This window comes from Sphingomonas sp. BL-S-30 (genome assembly GCF_055521475.1).
Genome location: NZ_CM145481.1, coordinates 4,026,284 through 4,044,161 on the forward strand (window position 1 = coordinate 4,026,284; position 17,878 = coordinate 4,044,161).

General features: G+C 66.8%; 18 protein-coding genes. 11 read left to right on the plus strand and 7 right to left on the minus strand.

Annotated elements, in window-relative coordinates; genetic code table 11:
- Positions 1 to 13 precede the first annotated feature (13 nt).
- The 8 genes from ACZ1I5_RS18695 to ACZ1I5_RS18730 all read left to right on the plus strand — a co-directional run bounded on the left by ACZ1I5_RS18695 (position 14) and on the right by ACZ1I5_RS18730 (position 10,771).
- Positions 14 to 1,384, plus strand: coding sequence for an MFS transporter (locus ACZ1I5_RS18695; protein ID WP_465170749.1), 1,371 nt, complete (start codon positions 14 to 16; stop codon positions 1,382 to 1,384).
- A gap of 105 nt (positions 1,385 to 1,489) precedes the next feature.
- A complete protein-coding gene (locus tag ACZ1I5_RS18700; protein WP_465170750.1) occupies positions 1,490 to 1,939 on the plus strand; it encodes a cupin domain-containing protein in 450 nt (149 codons plus the stop codon).
- Positions 1,940 to 1,963: 24 nt separating this feature from the next.
- Positions 1,964 to 3,127 carry a Gfo/Idh/MocA family protein gene (locus tag ACZ1I5_RS18705; protein WP_465170751.1) on the plus strand — a complete coding sequence of 388 codons (1,164 nt, stop codon included), beginning with the start codon at positions 1,964 to 1,966 and terminating at the stop codon, positions 3,125 to 3,127.
- A gap of 15 nt (positions 3,128 to 3,142) precedes the next feature.
- Positions 3,143 to 4,516: a Gfo/Idh/MocA family protein gene (locus ACZ1I5_RS18710; protein ID WP_465170752.1), complete on the plus strand. Its 1,374-nt coding sequence runs from the start codon at positions 3,143 to 3,145 to the stop codon at positions 4,514 to 4,516.
- A gap of 252 nt (positions 4,517 to 4,768) precedes the next feature.
- The gene (locus ACZ1I5_RS18715) at positions 4,769 to 5,707 is read left to right on the plus strand and encodes an alpha/beta hydrolase (RefSeq protein WP_465170753.1); all 939 of its coding nucleotides are present in this window, start codon (positions 4,769 to 4,771) and stop codon (positions 5,705 to 5,707) included.
- Complete coding sequence (locus ACZ1I5_RS18720) at positions 5,704 to 8,364, plus strand: glycoside hydrolase family 3 C-terminal domain-containing protein (RefSeq protein ID WP_465170754.1); 2,661 nt, start codon at positions 5,704 to 5,706, stop codon at positions 8,362 to 8,364. The genes ACZ1I5_RS18715 and ACZ1I5_RS18720 overlap by 4 nt, the downstream gene beginning before the upstream one ends.
- Positions 8,365 to 8,817: 453 nt before the next feature.
- Positions 8,818 to 9,558 (plus strand): hypothetical protein, encoded by a 741-nt coding sequence (locus ACZ1I5_RS18725; protein WP_465170755.1) that lies wholly within the window; start codon positions 8,818 to 8,820, stop codon positions 9,556 to 9,558.
- 169 nt (positions 9,559 to 9,727) lie between these two features.
- Positions 9,728 to 10,771, plus strand: coding sequence for a rod shape-determining protein (locus ACZ1I5_RS18730; RefSeq protein WP_465170756.1), 1,044 nt, complete (start codon positions 9,728 to 9,730; stop codon positions 10,769 to 10,771).
- Between the two features lie 7 nt (positions 10,772 to 10,778).
- Here the strand turns inward: ACZ1I5_RS18730 and ACZ1I5_RS18735 are convergent, their stop codons facing one another.
- Genes ACZ1I5_RS18735 through ACZ1I5_RS18745 form a run of 3 tightly spaced genes read right to left on the minus strand, consistent with a single transcriptional unit; the run spans position 10,779 to position 12,703 of the window.
- Positions 10,779 to 11,567, minus strand: a complete 789-nt coding sequence (locus tag ACZ1I5_RS18735; protein ID WP_465170757.1) for a hypothetical protein — start codon at positions 11,565 to 11,567, stop codon at positions 10,779 to 10,781.
- A gap of 56 nt (positions 11,568 to 11,623) precedes the next feature.
- Positions 11,624 to 12,010 carry a VOC family protein gene (locus ACZ1I5_RS18740; protein ID WP_465170758.1) on the minus strand — a complete coding sequence of 129 codons (387 nt, stop codon included), beginning with the start codon at positions 12,008 to 12,010 and terminating at the stop codon, positions 11,624 to 11,626.
- 48 nt (positions 12,011 to 12,058) lie between these two features.
- Entirely contained in the window at positions 12,059 to 12,703 is a 645-nt protein-coding gene (locus ACZ1I5_RS18745) for a cation efflux transmembrane domain-containing protein (RefSeq protein ID WP_465170759.1), read from the minus strand.
- A 62-nt stretch (positions 12,704 to 12,765) separates the two neighbouring features.
- Here ACZ1I5_RS18745 and ACZ1I5_RS18750 point away from each other — a divergent pair, with 62 nt between their 5' ends.
- Complete coding sequence (locus ACZ1I5_RS18750; protein ID WP_465170760.1) at positions 12,766 to 13,170, plus strand: MerR family transcriptional regulator; 405 nt, start codon at positions 12,766 to 12,768, stop codon at positions 13,168 to 13,170.
- 4 nt (positions 13,171 to 13,174) lie between these two features.
- Here the strand turns inward: ACZ1I5_RS18750 and ACZ1I5_RS18755 are convergent, their stop codons facing one another.
- From ACZ1I5_RS18755 to ACZ1I5_RS18770, 4 genes are all read right to left on the minus strand, one after another.
- Positions 13,175 to 14,008, minus strand: a complete 834-nt coding sequence (locus ACZ1I5_RS18755; RefSeq protein ID WP_465170761.1) for an aldo/keto reductase — start codon at positions 14,006 to 14,008, stop codon at positions 13,175 to 13,177.
- 2 nt (positions 14,009 to 14,010) lie between these two features.
- Positions 14,011 to 14,454, minus strand: a complete 444-nt coding sequence (gene trxC, locus ACZ1I5_RS18760; protein WP_465170762.1) for a thioredoxin TrxC — start codon at positions 14,452 to 14,454, stop codon at positions 14,011 to 14,013.
- Between the two features lie 39 nt (positions 14,455 to 14,493).
- Positions 14,494 to 15,216 carry a hypothetical protein gene (locus ACZ1I5_RS18765; protein WP_465170763.1) on the minus strand — a complete coding sequence of 241 codons (723 nt, stop codon included), beginning with the start codon at positions 15,214 to 15,216 and terminating at the stop codon, positions 14,494 to 14,496.
- 63 nt (positions 15,217 to 15,279) lie between these two features.
- Positions 15,280 to 16,314, minus strand: coding sequence for an acyltransferase family protein (locus tag ACZ1I5_RS18770; protein ID WP_465170764.1), 1,035 nt, complete (start codon positions 16,312 to 16,314; stop codon positions 15,280 to 15,282).
- A gap of 147 nt (positions 16,315 to 16,461) precedes the next feature.
- Between ACZ1I5_RS18770 and ACZ1I5_RS18775 the strand changes: the two genes are divergently transcribed.
- Both ACZ1I5_RS18775 and ACZ1I5_RS18780 read left to right on the plus strand, forming a co-directional pair.
- A complete protein-coding gene (locus ACZ1I5_RS18775; RefSeq protein ID WP_465170765.1) occupies positions 16,462 to 16,893 on the plus strand; it encodes a hypothetical protein in 432 nt (143 codons plus the stop codon).
- A 2-nt stretch (positions 16,894 to 16,895) separates the two neighbouring features.
- Entirely contained in the window at positions 16,896 to 17,717 is an 822-nt protein-coding gene (locus tag ACZ1I5_RS18780) for a ferredoxin--NADP reductase (RefSeq protein ID WP_465173995.1), read from the plus strand.
- The last annotated feature ends 161 nt before the right edge of the window (positions 17,718 to 17,878 follow it).

Here is a 17,878-nt window from a genome sequence, read left to right on the forward strand (position 1 = left end):
AGGGGTGGACAGAGTGACCGGACGGCCGCGCCAGTCCTTGGCCGGACTGTGGAATATTTCGTTCGGATTCTTCGGGATCCAGGTCGCGTTCGGCCTGCAGAACGCGAATATCAGCCGCATCTTCCAGTCGCTCGGCAGCGATGTCGACAGCCTTGCCCTGTTCTGGATCGCCGGGCCGATCACCGGCCTGATCGTCCAGCCGCTGATCGGGCATTTCAGCGACCGCACCTGGGGCCGGTTCGGGCGGCGGCGGCCCTATTTCCTGATCGGGGCGCTGCTCGCCGCGCTGGCGCTGATCGGCATGCCGCATGCGCCGGTGCTGCTCGCCGCGGCATTGCTGCTCTGGGTGCTCGACGCCGCGATCAACGTGTCGATGGAGCCGTTCCGCGCCTTTGTCGGCGACATGGTCGGCCCGGCGCAGCGCACCATGGGCTATGCCTTTCAGACCGCGTTTATCGGCGCGGGCGCCGTGCTGGGGTCGCTCGCGCCCTTCGCGATCACCGCGCTCGGGGCAAGCAATGTCGCGCCGCCCGGCGTGATCCCCGATGCGGTGCGCTACGCCTTTTATCTCGGCGCGGCGGCGATCCTCTCCGCCGTGCTGTGGACCGTGATCGCCACGCGCGAATATCCGCCCGAGGCGCTGCGTGTCTTTGCCGGCGAGGATGCGGCGCCGGCGCCCGATGACGGGAAAGCGGGCGATGACGGGAAAGCGGGCAATGCCGTGGCGCAGATCCTGCGCGATATCGTGCACATGCCGGGCGAGATGAAGCGGCTGGCGGTCGTCCAGCTCTTCTCCTGGTCTGCGCTGTTCATCATGTGGGTCTATACCACGCCGGTGGTGACCCGGTACGTCTTCGGATCGACCGACCCGTCGTCCAAAGCCTATAATGACGGTGCCGACTGGGTCGGCATCCTGTTCTCCGTCTATAATGGCGTGGCGGTGCCCGCCGCCTTTCTGCTGCCGCTGCTGGTGCGGCGGATCGGCTGCGCGCGGACTCACATGATCTGCCTGCTGATCGGCGCGGCCGGCTATGCCGCGATGCTGGGCATCCACGACGCGCAGATGCTGATCCTGCCGATGATCGCGATCGGCGTGGCCTGGGCGTCGATCCTCACCATGCCCTATGCGATGCTGGCGAACGCGCTGCCGACGGGCAAGCTCGGCGTCTATATGGGCATCTTCAATTTCTTCATCGTGCTGCCGCAGCTGTTCATCGCGCTCGTGATGGGTCCGGTGATCCACCGATTCTTCCCGACCGAGCCGATCTGGACGATCGCGATCGCGGCCATGCTGATGGCGTTCGCCGCCGTGGCGATGCTGCGCCTGAGCGACCAGCCGCAAGAAGCCACCGGAATCAGCGCGGATCCGAAGATGGCGCTTTGACAATCCTATAGGATACACGATACCTACCCGGTTAGCGCTACCACCGGCGCGATTCCGCTGACGTCCGAGAAGCACGGGCGCACCGGCCAGGAGAGGATTATCGCGATGCGCATCACGCGTAGGGACCTGGTCGTGGCGCTGGCGTCGGTAGCGCTCACCTGTTCCGCCGGCCTTATGGCGCAAACCCAGACCAGGAAGATCATCGGCCCGTCGGTGTGGGACTGGAATACGATGAAGGTCACTCCGACCGATGTCGGCGAAGTGCGCAGCCTGGGCAATGGGCCGACCGCGACGCTCGACGATCTCGAGATGCACGTCACCACGCTCAAGCCCGGCCAGACGTCCCACGCCCCGCACAAGCACCCGAACGAGGAGCTGGTGATCATCCGCGAAGGCACGGTCGAGACCCTGTCCGACGGCGTGTGGAAAAGGCTCGGGCCGGGATCGGTGATCTTCAACGCGTCCAATTCGCTGCACGGGCTGCGCAATGTCGGCACGACCAACACGACCTATCATGTGATAAACTGGACGACGCCGGCGACGCCGAAGAACTGAGCGCCGGCCACCAGGAGAGACGACATGAATTCGATCGACCGCCGCTCGATGCTGACCGGCGCCGGCTTTGCCGGGCTTGCCGCCGCGCTGCCGGGTGACGTGATGGCGCAGGCGCTGAGCGGCAATGCCGTTCCCGAGACGGTCAATACCGGCGCGCCGAGCGATCCGCGGCCGAAGCATCACATCAAATTCGCGGTGATCGGGCTCGACCACAACCATATCTATTCGATGACCGCGGCGGTGATCCGCGGCGGCGGTGAGCTGGTCTGGGTCTATGCCACCGATGCAAAGCAGCTCGCCGCTTTCCAGAAGCTCTTCCCGAGCGCGAAGCTGGCGCGGAGCGAGGCGGAGATCCTCGAGGACAGATCGATCCAGCTGATCGCCGGTGCGCCGATTCCCGACCTGCGCGCGCCGCTCGGCATCCGCGCGATGAAGGCGGGCAAGGATTATCTCGGCGACAAGCCGGCGATCACCAGCCTGAAACAGCTTGCCGATGTGCGCGCGACGATCAAGGCGACGGGGCGCAAGTTCGCGATCATGTATTCCGAGCGGCTGGAAGTGCCCGCCGCGATCAAGGCGGGCGAGCTGATCGATCAAGGCACGATCGGCCGGGTCGTGCAGACGATCAACATCGCCCCGCACCAGGTGAACCCGGCGAGCCGGCCCGACTGGTTCTGGGACAAGGCGCGGTACGGCGGCATCCTGACCGATATCGGCAGCCACCAGGCCGAGCAGTTCCTGTTCTTCACCAGGAGCAACCGCGCCGAGGTCGTCGCGTCGCAGACCGGCAACATCAACCATCCCGACAAGCCGCTGTTCGAAGATTTCGGCGACATGACGATGCGCGGGAATGGCGGCACCGGCTATCTCCGGGTCGACTGGTTCACGCCCAAGGGGCTCGGCACCTGGGGCGACGGGCGGCTCTTCGTGCTGGGCACCGAGGGCTATATCGAGCTGCGCAAATATGCCGACCCGACCGGCAAGCCCGGCGGCAACCACCTGTTCGTCGTCGACGGCAAGAGCGCGCGCTATCTGGATTGCAGCAAGGTCTATCTGCCGTTCGGGCCGCAATTCGTGACCGACATCGTCGAGCGCACTTCGATCGCGCAGGACCAGGAACAGGCACTGCTCGCCGCCGAGCTCGTGCTCAAGGCCCAGAAAAACGCCACCCGGCCGATCACGGCCTGACGGAGAGACATTGTCATGACCAAAGGTTTCTCGCGGCGCGACCTGATCAGGACCGGGGCAGTGGCCGCGGTCGGCTTTCCGTCGATCGTGCCGGCCAGCGTGTTCGGCGCGAATGCGCCGAGCAAGCGCATCAATATCGGCGCGATCGGCGTTGGGCGCATCTCGCGCATCCATGACATGGCCGAGGTCTTCAAGTTCGACGACGCGCATATCGTGGCGGTGTGCGACCTCGACACGCGGCGCGTGCAGCAGGGCATCGAGCTGGTCGACAAGACGTACGGCGAGAAGGCGGGCAAGCCCTATTCGGGCACGCGCGGCTATGCCGACTATCACGAGCTGCTGGCCAACAAGGACATCGACGCGGTCATCATCTCGACGCCCGACCATCAGCACGCGCCGAATTCGATCCATGCGGTGCGGGCGGGCAAGGATGTCTATTGCCAGAAGCCCGCATCGCTGACGATCGCCGAGGGGCGGCAGATGGCCGACGCCGTGGCGAAGACCGACCGCATCCTGCAGATCGGATCGCAGCAACGATCGCAGGACCCGTGGCCGCAATTCCACCGCGCGTGCGAGCTGGTGCGCAACGGGCGGATCGGCAAGCTGACGCATGTCGAGATCGGCCTGCCGGGCGATCCTTCCGGGCCCGAGGCGCCGCCGATGCCGATCCCCGCCAACCTGAATTACGACGCGTGGCTCGGGACGACGCCCGAGGTCTATTATACCGAAATCCGCGTGCATCCGCAGGACGGCACGTTCAGCCGGCCGGGCTGGCTGCGCTGCGAACAGTTCGGCGCGGGCATGATCACCGGCTGGGGCGCGCACCATGTCGACATCGCGCATTGGGGCATGGACACCGAACATAGCGGCCCGGTCGAGATCTGGGGCAAGGCCGAGTTCCCCAAGAGCGGGTTGTGGAACGTGCATGGGCCGTTCGAGACCTATGGCAAATATGCGAACGGGGTGGAGATGAAGATCTCCGGCGCCTTGCCCAATGGCGTGAAGTTCATCGGCACGGAGGGTTCGATCTTCGTGACGCGCACCGGCGGCGGGGTGACGGCGAGCGATCCGGCGATCGCCGCGGCGGGGACGAGCGGGTTGCTGGCGAGCAACCCCAAGATCCTCGACAGCGTGATCGGGCCGAACGAGATCCACCTGCCGCGCAGCCCCGAACAGCATCGCAACTGGATCGATTCGATCCGGACGCGCAAACCCAACATCTCGCCGGCGGAGCTGGGGCACCGGGCCTGCTCGACCTGCCTGCTGCACTGGACCGCGATGCGCACCGAACGGCGGCTGCACTGGGACCCGGTCAAGGAGCGCTTCATCGGCGACGATGCGGCGAACGCGATGCTCAGCCGGCCGCAGCGCAAGGGTTATGCGATCTGACGACGGGCCGGAGGGGCTAACGCGATGAGATTTGGTGATGGTGATCTTCTTTCCTCCCCATCGCAGATGGGGAGGGGGACCGCGCTTGCGCGGTGGAGGGGACTTGGAGCGCGGCGACGTCGCCTCGCTCCAAGTCCCCTCCACCACCCGCTGAAGAAGCGGGTGGTCCCCCTCCCCACTGCGTGGGGAGGAACAGTTGGGGCGCTTCTGCTGGCTACTGGCGCCCTCGCGCAGGACGCCAAGACCGAGGAAGTGATCGGCCCCGCCTACACCGATGCCCCGGAAATGGCGGTCAACCCGGGCCAGCCGATGGGCACGCTGCACGGCTTCGTGATGCTGTCGCAGGATTCGACAATCTATCCCGGCATCCGGCAGCTGCAGAACGAGACGACGGCGAAGCGGGACGGCTTTGGCAACCGGATTGCAGCGAAGGCCGAGCTTCAGTCCGAACCGGCGCCCTATCGCCGCGAGGTGATCGTCTACATCCCGGCAGGCTATAAAGCCGGGACCGAGACGCCGTTCATGGTCGTCCAGGACGGGCGCGATTATGCGACACGGGTGGCGCTCGCGCTCGACACGTTGATTGCGCAGAAGCGCGTGCCGCCGATGGTCGCGGTGATGATCCAGTCGGGCGGCGGCGATGCGCAGGGCTCCGAGCGCGAGCTGGAGTACGACGCGGTCTCGGGCCGTTATGCCGAGTTCGTCGAGCGCGAAGTACTGCCGCTGGTGACGCGCAACTACCGGGTCAATTTCACCAAAAACCCGGAAGGGCGGGCGACCATGGGCGCCAGTTCCGGCGCGGCAGCGGCGTTCAGCATGGCCTGGTTCCACCCCGAATGGTATCGCCGGGTGCTGTCCTATTCGGGCACCTTCGTGAACCAGCAGAGCCCGCCCGATCCTGCGACGCCCGAGGGCGCCTGGGACTATCACGCGCATCTGGTCCCCGAGAGCCCCCGGAAACCGATCCGCATCTGGATGCATGTCGGCGAGAAGGACCTGCATTACGACGATCCGGAATCGACCTTCCACAATTGGCCGATGGCGAACCAGCGCATGGCCGCGGCGCTGAAGGCGAAGGGTTATTCCTATCATTACGTGTTCGCGAGGGACTCGGTTCATGTCGACCAGCGGGTGGTTGGGCAGACCTTGCCGGGGGCGATCGAATGGCTTTGGCAGGGGTATCGGAAATGATTTTTGGTTCTTTCTCTTCTTCCTTCCCCGGCGAAGGCAGGAGGGCGGGGCTTGGCCTTTCGCTCGCTGCGCTGCTGCTGTCCGGCACTGCCTTTGCGCAGACAGCGCCGGCGCCATGGCGCAACCCTGCCTTGCCCACCGAGCAGCGCGTCGATGCGCTGATCGCGCAGATGACGATCGAGGAGAAGGCGTCGCAGCTGGTCAACCAGGCGCGCGCGATTCCGCGGCTCGGGGTGCCTTCCTATGACTGGTGGAGCGAGGCGCTGCACGGTGTGGCGAACAACGGCTTCGCCACCGTATTTCCCGAGCCGATCGGGCTTGCCGCGACCTTCGATGCGCCCGCGATCAAGACGATGGGCGAGGCGATCGGCACCGAGGGCCGGGTGAAATGGAACCTGATCGAAAAGGCCGGGGGCGAACACCGCATCATGCAGGGCCTCACCTTCTGGTCGCCCAACATCAACATCTTCCGCGATCCGCGCTGGGGCCGGGGGCAGGAGACCTATGGCGAGGACCCGTATCTGACCGCCACGCTGGGCGTGAACTTCGTGCGCGGCATGCAGGGCGACGATGCGCATTATTACCGCGTGTCCTCCACCGCCAAACATTATGCGGTGCACAGCGGCCCCGAGCCGGGGCGGCACAGCGACAATATCCCCGTCAGCCTGCACGACGAGGAAGATACCTATCTGCCCGCATTCCGTGCGCTGGTGGTGGACGGCAAGGTCGAGTCCGTGATGTGCGCGTACAATGCGATCAACGGCCAGCCTGCCTGCGCCAATGAATTCCTGCTCAGGGACCGGCTGCGCGAGGCCTGGGGATTCAAGGGGCATGTGGTGTCGGATTGCGACTCGATCGCCGATATCGAGCGCGGGCATCATTATACCAAGACGGTGGCCGAGGCGGCGGCGATCTCGCTCAAGCTGGGCGTCGACAATGATTGCGCCGAATATGGCCGCAGCGCAGGCGCGACTTCCGATTACGATCGCTATGTCGATGCGATGAAGCAGGGGCTGGTGAGCCAGGCGGTGGTCGACACCTCGCTGCGCCGGCTGTTCACGGCGCGCATGCGGCTGGGGCTGTTCGACCCGCCGGCAATGGTGCCGTTCAACGCCATTCCGGACAGCGCGCTCAATTCGCCCAAGCATGGCGCGCTCGCCACGACGCTGGCGCGCGAGGCGATGGTGCTGCTCAAGAACAATGGCGTGCTGCCGGTGAAGCCTGGCGTGAAGCGGATCGCCGTGGTCGGTCCGCTGGCGGATCAGGTCGATGTGCTGAACGGCAATTACAACGGCACGCCGGTCGCGCCGGTGAGCGCGCTGGAGGGTATCCGCAAGGCCTTTCCCGGTGCGGAGATCCTGTTCGAGCCGGGCACCGACTTCCTGCGCGCGGCCGAGCCGGTGCCGACGGCGTCGCTCTCGACGCCCGATGGAGCGCCGGGGCTCAAGGCCGAATTCTGGCGCGGCGCGGATTTCGCGGGCGCGCCGGCGGTGAGCCGGACCGATGCGATCATCGCCTATAGCCGCAACACGCCCGCGGTGATTCCGGATGCGGCGGTGACCTCCGCGCGGTGGAGCGGCTTCGTGGCGGCGCCGGACGACGGGCTGTACAAGATCGGCATCAACGGACGATCCGCCAAATTGTGGATCGACGACAAGCTCGTCGCGGACAACATGAACCCGCAGCAGCGCGGCGCCAACCTGGTCGAGATGCGCTTCGAGAAGGGCGTGAAACACAAGGTGCTGATCGAGCAGACGCCGAGCCGTTTCCCGCCGCGCTTCGTGTGGAACGAGGTGCGCACCGACGCGCTCGCGCGTGCCGTCGCGGCGGCCAAGGGCGCGGACCTCGTCATCGGCGTGGTGGGCATCACTTCCGCGCTGGAGGGCGAGGAGATGACGGTGAACGTGCCGGGCTTCGTCGGCGGCGACCGCACCAGCCTGGACCTGCCCGCGCCCGAGGAAGAGGTGCTGAAGGCCGTCAAGGCGACGGGCAAGCCGCTGGCCGTGGTACTGATGAACGGATCGGCGCTGTCGGTGAACTGGGCGGCGGCCAATGCCGATGCGATCCTCGAGGCATGGTATCCGGGCCAGGCCGGCGGCACCGCGATCGGCGAGACGCTGTCGGGCGCGAACAACCCGGCGGGGCGCCTGCCGGTGACCTTCTATACCGGAGTCGACCAGCTGCCGCCGTTCAAGGAATATGCGATGAAGGAGCGGACCTATCGCTACTTCACCGGCAAGCCCCTGTACCCGTTCGGGCACGGGCTGAGCTATACCAGCTTCGCTTATGGCAAGCCCTTGCTCTCCGCCGCGACGGTGAAGGCGGGCGATGCGCTCGGCGTCGACGTGACGGTGCGCAACACGGGCAAACTCGCCGGCGACGAAGTGGTGCAGCTCTATCTGAGCTTCCCGCAGGCGCCGGGCATGCCGGTCCGGGCGCTGCGCGGCTTTTCGCGGGTGCATCTGGCCGCGGGCGCCGCGACCAGGGTGCATTTCGACCTGGATGCGCGCGGGCTGTCGAGCGTGACCGAGGCGGGCAAGCGGATCGTGGCGCCGGGGGCTTATGGGCTGACGGTCGGCGGCGGGCAGCCGGGAACCGGAGCCGCGACCATGGCCGCCGGCTTTCGGGTGACCGGGTCTGCCGCGCTCGCTGAGTAAAGCGCGCGCCCGGATCGGACCGGCGCAGTAAACGCCTACAACAGGTGTTGGAGAAGGCGCGGCGTTGCGCGATCCGGTCGAATAGTCGCCGAATTTCGCGAGGCACCTGCGAGCGGGGCGAAATCGAGCGGTTCTTGAGCGTTGCGCGGCGAATAGGGAGCGGGGCGGTTGGAGGGGCGCAGGAATAGCTGAATCATGCGATTCGGGCGCATGACGGTATTGCCGCGATAGGGACGGATTATTTCCCGAATTACGCGAGGGGTATCGGTTTATCATGAGGCTTTTCTTCGGGCTGAACGCGAATAGTCGGCACGGCTTTCGCGGGCCGGCGAGTCGGGGAGTTCAGCACGAAAGCGCGCCGGCTTGAATCGGCGCGCGCGGAGACACCTCATAAAGCAGATGCTTGCGACCGGTACGGCGTATAATGAATGCCCGTACGAACGGAGAAGGGCGATGGCCCAGGCACGACGGATTTGGCCCGCGGCGCTGCTCATGCTGCTGTCGGGCAGCGCGCTGGCCGGGGAGCAGGATGCGGCACACCCCGCCGATATCGTGGTGACCGGCGTCCGGCCGGACATCGTGGTCAATGGGCGGCTACCGACCTGCGTGCGCCGTACCGGCGACCCGAGCGATGCGGTGGACGTCTCGCGGACATCCTCCGGTCCGCAAATGATGATCGCGCGCGATCCGTCGAGCGGCCAGTTCATGCTGGCGCGGGACAATGACCCGATCGGCGGGACCGACTGGCAGCGGGCCGGGACCGCGATCCGGGACTATGTCTTTCGCGCGCCGGTGGATGGATCGCCCTTGTGCATCGGGGCGCGTGCCCGCTTGCCGGCGGGCTTCGGGCAGCTCCGGCAGATCGTCGATGCCGCGCCCTATCGCGGGCGCGGCGTGCGCTTCAGCGGCTATATCGCAACCAACAAGGGCGCGAACGTCCGTCTCTGGCTGGCGGTGGGGATCGAGAAACGCGGCGTGATCGCCGGCAACGGCACGCCGACCGCACCGCTCGATCGCAAGACGGGATGGACGCCCTTCGCGCTCGAAATCCCGCATGTCCCGAAAAAGGGCTGGTCGATCAGCTTTGGCTTCCTGCTCGATGGACCCGGCGACGTCTGGATCCATGAACCAAGGCTCGAGGCGTTGACGACCCGGGGCAAGGGCCGGCAGCTGCTGGCGACGCCGCTGAAATGAGGCCCGGGCGGGGCGCTTCCGGCCCCCTTCGTCGCCCGCACAGGCCGGTCGGGCGCACGGGTCCGCTTCGGACCCTTGACGCGTTCGGCCGACGCGCCCACGCCGCCGCTCTTTACCCCAATACCGGCGTGCCGCGTATCCTGGCCGCCTTTCGAGTGATTGATTTTAAATGCGAATTCCTCGCCTGTTCAGCCGATCGTCCAATGACATGGCGATCGATCTCGGGACCGCCAATACCGTCGTCTATCTGCGCGACCGCGGCATCGTGCTCAACGAGCCCTCAGTCGTCGCCCTCGAAACGCTGAACGGAGTCCAGCGCGTGCGCGCGGTGGGGGCCGAGGCCAAGCTGATGATGGGCAAGACCCCCGAGAGCATTCGCGCGATCCGGCCGATGCGCGACGGCGTGATCGCCGACATCGACGTCGCCGAGCAGATGATCAAGCATTTCATCGACAAGGCGCATGGCGGGAAGAGCCGGCTGCCGCGCAATCCGGAGATCGCGATCTGCATCCCCTCGGGCGCGACCCCGGTCGAGCGCCGCGCGATCCGCCAGGCGGCGCAGAATGCCGGGGCGCGCAAGGTCCATCTGATCGAGGAGCCGATGGCGGCGGCGATCGGTGCCGGTCTGCCGGTGACCGAGCCGATCGGGGCGATGGTGGTCGATATCGGCGGCGGCACCACCGAAGTGGCGGTGCTGTCGCTGCGCGGGCTCGCCTATAGCACTTCGGCGCGGGTCGGCGGCGACCGGATGGACGATGCCATCGCCTCCTATATCCGGCGCAAGCACAATCTCATGATCGGCGAATCCACCGCCGAGCGGGTGAAGATCGAAATCGGCAAGGCGTGCGAGGAATCCGCATCGACCAGCCTGATCATGCGCGTGAAGGGGCGCGACCTGGTCGCCGGCGTACCCAAGGAAGTCGAGGTCAGCCAGGCCGAGATCGCCGGATCGCTGGCCGACCTGGTCGGCCAGGTGGTCGAGACCGTCCTCGGCGCGCTCGAGCGGACGGAGCCGGAACTGGCCGCCGATCTCTACGACCAGGGCATCGTGATGACCGGGGGCGGATCGCTGCTGGCGGGCATCGACGAGGCGCTGGCCAAGGCCACCGGCCTGCCGGTGATCGTCGCGGAGAATGCGCTGATCTGCGTGGCGATGGGCGCCGGGCGGGCGCTGGAGGACCCGGTGTTGAGCGGCGTGATGGTGGAGGCCTGAGCGCAGCCTAGCTGCACCAGAGCTCCATCCTGACCAAATGGGGTTTGGAGCAACCCGTTTTTGGCACCGGAATGGGGTTGCCCGGCCTCCACAACCCGAGCCGACGCTGAATATTCGGCATCTCGGAATCGATTACCGCGAGGGCATTGCCGTCGGCATAGGTCGTGGCGCTGCGAAAGCGTAGCGCCTGTCGATAACTATAGGCCCGGGTAAGCCTGTTGACGGTGATCCAATAGCCGTAAGGCGCGTTTTGGGTTGGCTCGGCCGAGATGATATCGCCTTCAAGCGGCCCCTCGCGCACTAAGCGGACATCTTCGTTGTTGTTCCGCCCGGTCTGGTTTGCGTAGATCAACCGGAACCGGTCATGGGATCGATCATAGGCCAGAATCTGCGTGGCCACACGCTGGTTTCCGTTGGCGCTGTGAAGACTGGCCATTTGCACAAGCAGCAGCGCCTGCCCACGGGGCGTGACGACCTGTGCCTTGCCCAGGAAATGGGGTTGGGAAAAGAGATCATCCCCCTCAGTCGACTGCAATATTCGTTGCAGATCAGGGGAACAGGATCGCCCGCCGTCGTTGCTGACGCACAGCGCGATGGCGCCCGGCGCTTTGTCTCCCGAGATTGAATCGTCGATCTCAGGACCCTGAACGGCCGTGAAACGCCATGCCGAACGCGTGACGAATGGCTTCGACAGATCAATCGCTGCAATCTCGCGCGCGTTCGGCGTCCTCGCCGCCCCAATGCTTGCGGCCCCTATCAAAACGAGCGCGGCTGACCAGGCTAAGCAAGTGGACATGGGCTGACCTGCCTATAGGAATATTCGAGGGTTCGGCTTCGCACCGCGCAGTGAGGTCAGCCCGCCGGCACCCGGTACGCGCCGCAGAGCTTGTTGCCGTCGGGATCGCGCAGATAGGCGAGGTAGAGCTTGCCGAAGCCGCCTGCGCGAATGCCGGGCGGGTCCTCGATCGAGGTGCCGCCATGCTCGACGCCGGCCTTGTGCCAGGCATCGGTTTCTTCCGGGCCGCTCATCGTGAAGCCGATCGTGCCGCCATTGGCGCAGCACGCTTCCTTGCCGTCGATCGGCGTGGTGACGAGGAAGGTGCCACCATTGTGCCGGTAGACCAGCCGGCCTCTATCGTCTTCGAAGGCGGGCTTGCCGCCGATCGCGCCGAACAGCGCATCGTAGAAGGTCCTGGACCGGGCAATATCGTTGCTGCCGACCGTCATGTGACTGAACATCGCGTTTCTCCCCTAGCGCCGGGATTCTCGCCCGGGCGGGAGGGCGCGTCAAGACGCCGTGGCCGGTTTGATGCCGGGGCCGGAGCGCAGTTCGGCGCGGGCCTGGCCGATGATCTGGGCGCCGCCCCACAGGCCGAGCCCCGCCATGATCGCGGCGACGATCAGGTCCGGCCAGGCCGTGCCGGTGCCGAACACGCCGAGCGCGGCGAGCATCACCGCGAGGTTGCCGATCGCGTCGTTGCGCGAGCAGATCCAGACCGAGCGCATGTTCGCATCGCCGGTGCGGTAGCGGAACAGCAGGGCCGCGACCGCGGCATTGGCGACGAGCGCGATGAAGCCGACCACGCCCATCACCTCGGCCCTTGGCGTGGCGCCGTGAAGCGCGGCCCAGAAAGTGGCGGCGAGCACGGCCAGGCCGAAGGCGAAGATCGTGCCGCCCTTCACCAGCGCGGCGCGGGCGCGCCAGGCCAGCGCCATGCCGGCGACGCCGAGGCTGATCGCGTAATTGGCGGCATCGCCGAGGAAATCGAGCGCGTCGGCCTGAAGCGCGCGCGAGCCGCCCGCGACGCCCGCGCCCATCTCGCCCACAAACATCGCCGCGTTGACCGCGAGCGCGATCCACAGGATGCGCCGCCAGCGCGGATCATTGGTCGGTGTCGCCTCGCTCGCGCAGCTGCTGCAGGCCATCGCCATTCCCTCGACAGATCAGGAGTCGAACGGGCATATGCACCCTGTAGCAACTACAGGGTCAAGCCATGGCGGACGCATTCACGATCGGGCATCTCGCCAGGGCCACCGGGACCAAGGTGGAGACGGTGCGCTATTATGAGCGGATCGGGCTGCTCGCCGCGCCGGGGCGGACGCAGGGCAATTACCGTGCGTATGGGACCGAGGCGCTGTCGCGGCTGAGCTTCATCCGGCGCGCGCGTGATCTTGGCTTCTCGATCGACCAGGTACGCGAGCTGCTCGATCTGGCCGCGCAGGGGCAGCGCGATTGCGGGTCGGTCGATGCGATGGCGACCGGGCATCTTGCCGAGATCGACCGCAAGCTGGCCGACCTGGCCGCATTACGGCGGGAGTTGAGCACGCTGATTTCGTCGTGCCGGGGCGGGACCATATCCGACTGCCGGATCCTCGAGGCGCTGGCACCGTGCGCCTGAGGAGTCAGATCATCGGCAGGCTGCGGGGTTTTCGTCCCAGCGGGAAGGCCGCGTCGATCCGGGCGAGCGCCGCGTCGTCGAGAATGAGATCGCCCGCGCCGGCATTGTCGGCGGCATGGTCCGGCGAGGACGCCTTGGGGATGACGAAGGCATGGCGGGCGAGCGCCGCGAGCGCGACCTGCCGGGCGGTCGCGCCATGCTCCGCCGCGATGCCGGCGAGCACGCGGCCGCCCGGGCTCGACGGCGCGGGGAAGGCGCCGCTGCCGAACGGGCTGTAGCCGACGACCGCCACGCCGTTGCGGTCGCACCACGGGACCACGGCATGTTCGATGGCGCGCTCCTCCAGATGATAGAGCACCTGGTTGCAGGCGATGCGGCCCGGACCGGCGATGGCCAGTGCTTCGTCAAGGTCGTCCTCGTCGAAATTGCTGACGCCCCAGGACAGGATCTTGCCGGCCCGCACGAGCTGCTCGAAGCCGGCGATGGTCTCCTCGAGCGGATAGCTGCCGCGCCAGTGGAGCAGGTAACAATCAAGCCGGTCAGTGCCGAGGCGCGCGAGCGAGCGGTCGCAGGCGGTGATCGTGCCGGCGCGCGAGGCGTTGTGCGGCAGGACCTTGGAGACGAGAAAGACCTCGTCGCGGCGGCCGGCGATCGCTTCGCCGACGATCAGTTCGGCATCGCCGTACATTTCGGCGGTATCGACATGCGTCATGCCGGTATCGAGGCCGCGGCGCAGCGCCGCGACCGAGGCAGCGCGGTTGCGACCGTCCATGCGCCAGCTGCCCTGGCCGATGATCGCGACGTCGCGTGCGGTGCTGCCGAAGGGGCGAAGGCGCATGATCAGCCGAGCGCCTGTTCGATCCAGGCGACAATCCGCTGCGTCGGCATGGCGCCCGAGGTGCGGGCGATCTCCCGCCCCTTGCGGAACAGGATCATGCTGGGGATGCCCTGAATGCCGTAGCGCGCGGCGATGGCGGATTCGGCCTCGGTATCGAGCTTGGCGAGGCGGACCCGGGGTTCGAGCTGCGCCGCGGCCGCTTCGAACGCGGGGCTCATCATTCGGCAGGGGCCGCACCAGGCCGCCCAGAAATCGATCACGACGGGCAGATCGCCCTGCGCCACATGCCGGTCGAAGCTCGCCGCGGTGAGATCGACCGGCTTGCCCGCGAAGAGCGGCCGGTGGCATTTGCCGCAGGTCGGGTTCTGGTCGAGCCGGGCACGCGGCACGCGGTTGAGCGCGCCGTCATGCGGGCAGGCGACCAGCAGGGTTTCCGTATTCGGCATGCGCGTCTCCAACCCTGCCCGGCGCTTGCGGTTCCCGGATCAGCCCGTCAGCGCAGCGGTGAGCGCGAGCATCGACGGGGTGAAGGCAAGCGGGCGCGTCAGCGCGACCGCCAGGGTGATCACGCCGAAACCCCAGAGATAGGCGGGATGCACCTTGCGCCGCGTGAACAGATCATAGGTCATCGCGATGCCGATGAAGACCAGCATGATGAACCAGATCGTCCAGATGATCCAGGTGCCGAGCAGCGGCAGCGGCAGCAGCCGGCCGACGCCGGGCGTCATGATCTGGATCGCGGCGCAGAGCATCAGCCGGCGGTGCCAGTCGGTACGCGCGCGCATCTGCACGCCCGCCCAGGTGAGGCCGGCAAAGACCAGCACGGTCAGCCAGTCCATCACGAGAAAGACATTGGGTTCGAAGAAGGGCGGGATGCGGTGATGGATCGCCGCCAGGGTGTTCACGCTGACCCCGACCAGCACCATCCAGCCGACATAGACAGCGGCGAAGCGGCCGAGCCGGCGGTGGAGCGCGAGATTGCCCTGATAGACGAGCAGATTCTGCGTCACATAAATGCCGAGCCAGCCCATGAAGGTGATGCCGTGGACATGCACCCACCAGGGCGCGCCGAAGCTCGACCGGCCGGCGACGAGCTGGAGGCTGAAGCCGGCGACCACGGTGGCCGAGATCACCAGCGCCATGATCAGGAAGAAACCGCGGTCCCTGGAGACGCTGTCGCGCCCGAAACCGCCCGCCAATGTCGCCATATCGCCCGCCCCCGCAAAACGTTGCGGCAGGGTATCAAAAACCGGCGCCGCTCACCAGTGTCATCATGGGCCGGACGGGATGGTGATGCCGCGCCGCGTACGGCGGCGATGGAAGAATTTCAGCAGCGGTCGCTCGATCAGGAGATAGGCAATGATCCCGCCACCGATCGCGCCGAAGAACGCGACCACCGCCATCGGCGCCATCGGCAGGTGCAGCAGCCGGGCGAGGACGAAGCAGCATTGCAGCGGGAAGATCTGCCACAGATAGATCGAATAGCTCGCGTCGCCGAGCAGCAGGAACGGCCGCCATGTCGGGACTCTGCCGCGCGCCTCCAGAATCAATGTGCCGACCAGCATCGCCGTCACCAGGACCATCGCAGGGCGGGCCAGCAACGCGAAGATCACGACCGCCGCCAGCGCGACGCGCGGACGGCGCAGCGCCGGCCGAAGCCACATCATGGCGACCCAGCCGCCGACCACGAATTCGAGGAGTATCGGGAGAGTCCACAAGGCGAGGATCGGGCCGCTCGGACCAAGCATCCTGCCGAGCAGCACGAGCCCGCAGAGGATACAGGTCAGCACCGCCAGCCGGTAGCGCGGCAGGAACAGGATCAGGGTGAAGAGCGTGTAGAACAGCATCTCCACGTTGAGCGTCCAGCCGACCGCGAGGATCGGCGAGGCGATGTTCCGCATGATCTGCGGGCCATAGGGAATGAAGGCAAAGGAGGTGAACACCCGCACCGGATCGATCGCGACATTGGGGGCGATGCCGATCAGCGCGGCCACCACCATCGCCGACGTCGCGATCCAGTAGAGCGGCGCGACGCGGAGCAGGCGATCCTTGAAAAAGGCCCAGGGCCGCGCCCCGCCATCCGTGATCGCGATCATCAGGAAACCGCTGAGCACGAAGAACAGGTCGACGCCCCAGGCACCATAGCGCCAGGGCACGCCCGCCGCCTCGGTCACATGGAAGAGGACCACGCCGGTCGCGGCGATGCCGCGCAGATATTGCAGGCCGATCAGGCGCCGCCGTTCGGGGGGACGCTCGAGCGGGCTTTGCGAAGGGCGTTCGGGCGCGCCCGGCTGGTCGATCGTCACGCCGCCTTCCCCCTTTTCACCGGACGATAAAGCGCGATCGGCGCGTCCTCAAGCGGTTGGGCCTTCCCACTCCCGCTTCGGGGCATTACGGCATTGACGCATGTCCAGCTTCACAATAATGCGACGCACTCGCAATAAGGAGTCGTCATGTACCGCTATCTCGACCGCGCGATCCGCCGGCTCGACGAACCGGAGCAGTTCCTGCTCGTCGCGATGCGGACCTGGGTCGGCGCGGCGCGGGCCGGGCGGTGCTGCTGCCATGCGCTCCATGCCGGCTTCGCGCGGCGCGGCATCGCCGAGGCGCTGCCGGATTTCAACATGATGATGGCGACGCTCGACCAGGACGGCTTCGGCCAGATCCGCTTCGGCGCCGCCGGATCGGCGCGGGTGACCGACGACGAGGCGCGCATGCTCGCCTTGTTCGAGGTCGCGCAGCAGGGGCCGATCGCGCGGCTCAAGCGGGTGGCCGCCGGGCTGGTCGTCGAGGATGCGGTGGCGCGACTGGCCCAGGCGGCGGATTTCGTCGCGACCGCCATGGCCAGCGACACAGCCACCGGCACGGGCGCCGGGCACCCATGAACATGCCCGTCCGCGCGCCGCGCACCATTGCCGACCATGCCGCCTTCCAGACCGTGCCGGTGCGCTGGGTGCGGCACTGGAACGAGCATCTGTTCAGCTTCGCGATCGAGCGGCCCGCGAGCTTCCGTTTCCGGTCGGGCGAATTCGTCATGATCGGGCTGCCCGGCGACGACGATGCCGGCGGCCGTCCGCTGATGCGTGCCTATTCGATCGCCAGCCCGGCCTGGTCGGACGAGCTGGAATTCCTGTCGATCAAGGTACCCGACGGCCCCCTCACCTCGCGGCTGCAGACGATCCGGCCGGACGACCAGCTCTATCTGGGCAAAAAGCCCACCGGCACCCTGGTGCTCGATGCGCTGCTCGGCGGGAAAAGGCTGTTCCTGCTGTCGACCGGCACCGGGCTCGCCCCGTTCCTGAGCGTGGCGCGCGACCCCGATGTCTATGACCGGTTCGGGCAGGTGGTGATCGTCCATTCAGTGCGGCGCGTGAGCGACCTTGCCTATCATGACGAGCTGACCGCGCAGCTGGCCGGCGATCCGCTGGTGGGCGACCAGGCATTGCTGCAATTCCATTATGTGCCGACCGTGACGCGCGAGCCGTTCCACACCAGCGGACGGATCGATGCACTGGTGGAGACCGGGCAATTGTTCGGCACGCCGCTGGCCGGTGCCAAGGCGTTCGATCCGGAGCATGACCGGGTGATGCTGTGCGGCAGCACCGCGATGATCCGCGATACCGCCGCGATGCTGGAGGCGTGCGGGTTCGAGGAGGGGTCGAATGCGAAGCCCGGACATTATGTGATCGAACGGGCTTTCGTGGGGTGATGTGACACTATCCGCGCAGGCCGCTTCCCCGGCGAAGGCCGGGGTCCAGTTGGAGTACAGTCGTAAACTAGCGTTGCGCGTCGTCACATTAGCCTTCCCAACTGGACCCCGGCCTTCGCCGGGGAAGGGGCATTGATTGCACTCACCCTTAAATAGGGGGT

Coding starts and splice junctions, on each gene's coding strand:
- ACZ1I5_RS18700 (WP_465170750.1), top strand. CDS start 1,490: ATGCGCATCACGCGTAGGGACCTGGTCGTGGCGCTGGCGTCGGTAGCG.
- ACZ1I5_RS18705 (WP_465170751.1), top strand. CDS start 1,964: ATGAATTCGATCGACCGCCGCTCGATGCTGACCGGCGCCGGCTTTGCC.
- ACZ1I5_RS18710 (WP_465170752.1), top strand. CDS start 3,143: ATGACCAAAGGTTTCTCGCGGCGCGACCTGATCAGGACCGGGGCAGTG.
- ACZ1I5_RS18720 (WP_465170754.1), top strand. CDS start 5,704: ATGATTTTTGGTTCTTTCTCTTCTTCCTTCCCCGGCGAAGGCAGGAGG.
- ACZ1I5_RS18725 (WP_465170755.1), top strand. CDS start 8,818: ATGGCCCAGGCACGACGGATTTGGCCCGCGGCGCTGCTCATGCTGCTG.
- ACZ1I5_RS18730 (WP_465170756.1), top strand. CDS start 9,728: ATGCGAATTCCTCGCCTGTTCAGCCGATCGTCCAATGACATGGCGATC.
- ACZ1I5_RS18735 (WP_465170757.1), bottom strand. CDS start 11,567: ATGTCCACTTGCTTAGCCTGGTCAGCCGCGCTCGTTTTGATAGGGGCC.
- ACZ1I5_RS18740 (WP_465170758.1), bottom strand. CDS start 12,010: ATGTTCAGTCACATGACGGTCGGCAGCAACGATATTGCCCGGTCCAGG.
- ACZ1I5_RS18745 (WP_465170759.1), bottom strand. CDS start 12,703: ATGGCGATGGCCTGCAGCAGCTGCGCGAGCGAGGCGACACCGACCAAT.
- ACZ1I5_RS18750 (WP_465170760.1), top strand. CDS start 12,766: ATGGCGGACGCATTCACGATCGGGCATCTCGCCAGGGCCACCGGGACC.
- ACZ1I5_RS18755 (WP_465170761.1), bottom strand. CDS start 14,008: ATGCGCCTTCGCCCCTTCGGCAGCACCGCACGCGACGTCGCGATCATC.
- trxC (WP_465170762.1), bottom strand. CDS start 14,454: ATGCCGAATACGGAAACCCTGCTGGTCGCCTGCCCGCATGACGGCGCG.
- ACZ1I5_RS18765 (WP_465170763.1), bottom strand. CDS start 15,216: ATGGCGACATTGGCGGGCGGTTTCGGGCGCGACAGCGTCTCCAGGGAC.
- ACZ1I5_RS18775 (WP_465170765.1), top strand. CDS start 16,462: ATGTACCGCTATCTCGACCGCGCGATCCGCCGGCTCGACGAACCGGAG.
- ACZ1I5_RS18780 (WP_465173995.1), top strand. CDS start 16,896: ATGCCCGTCCGCGCGCCGCGCACCATTGCCGACCATGCCGCCTTCCAG.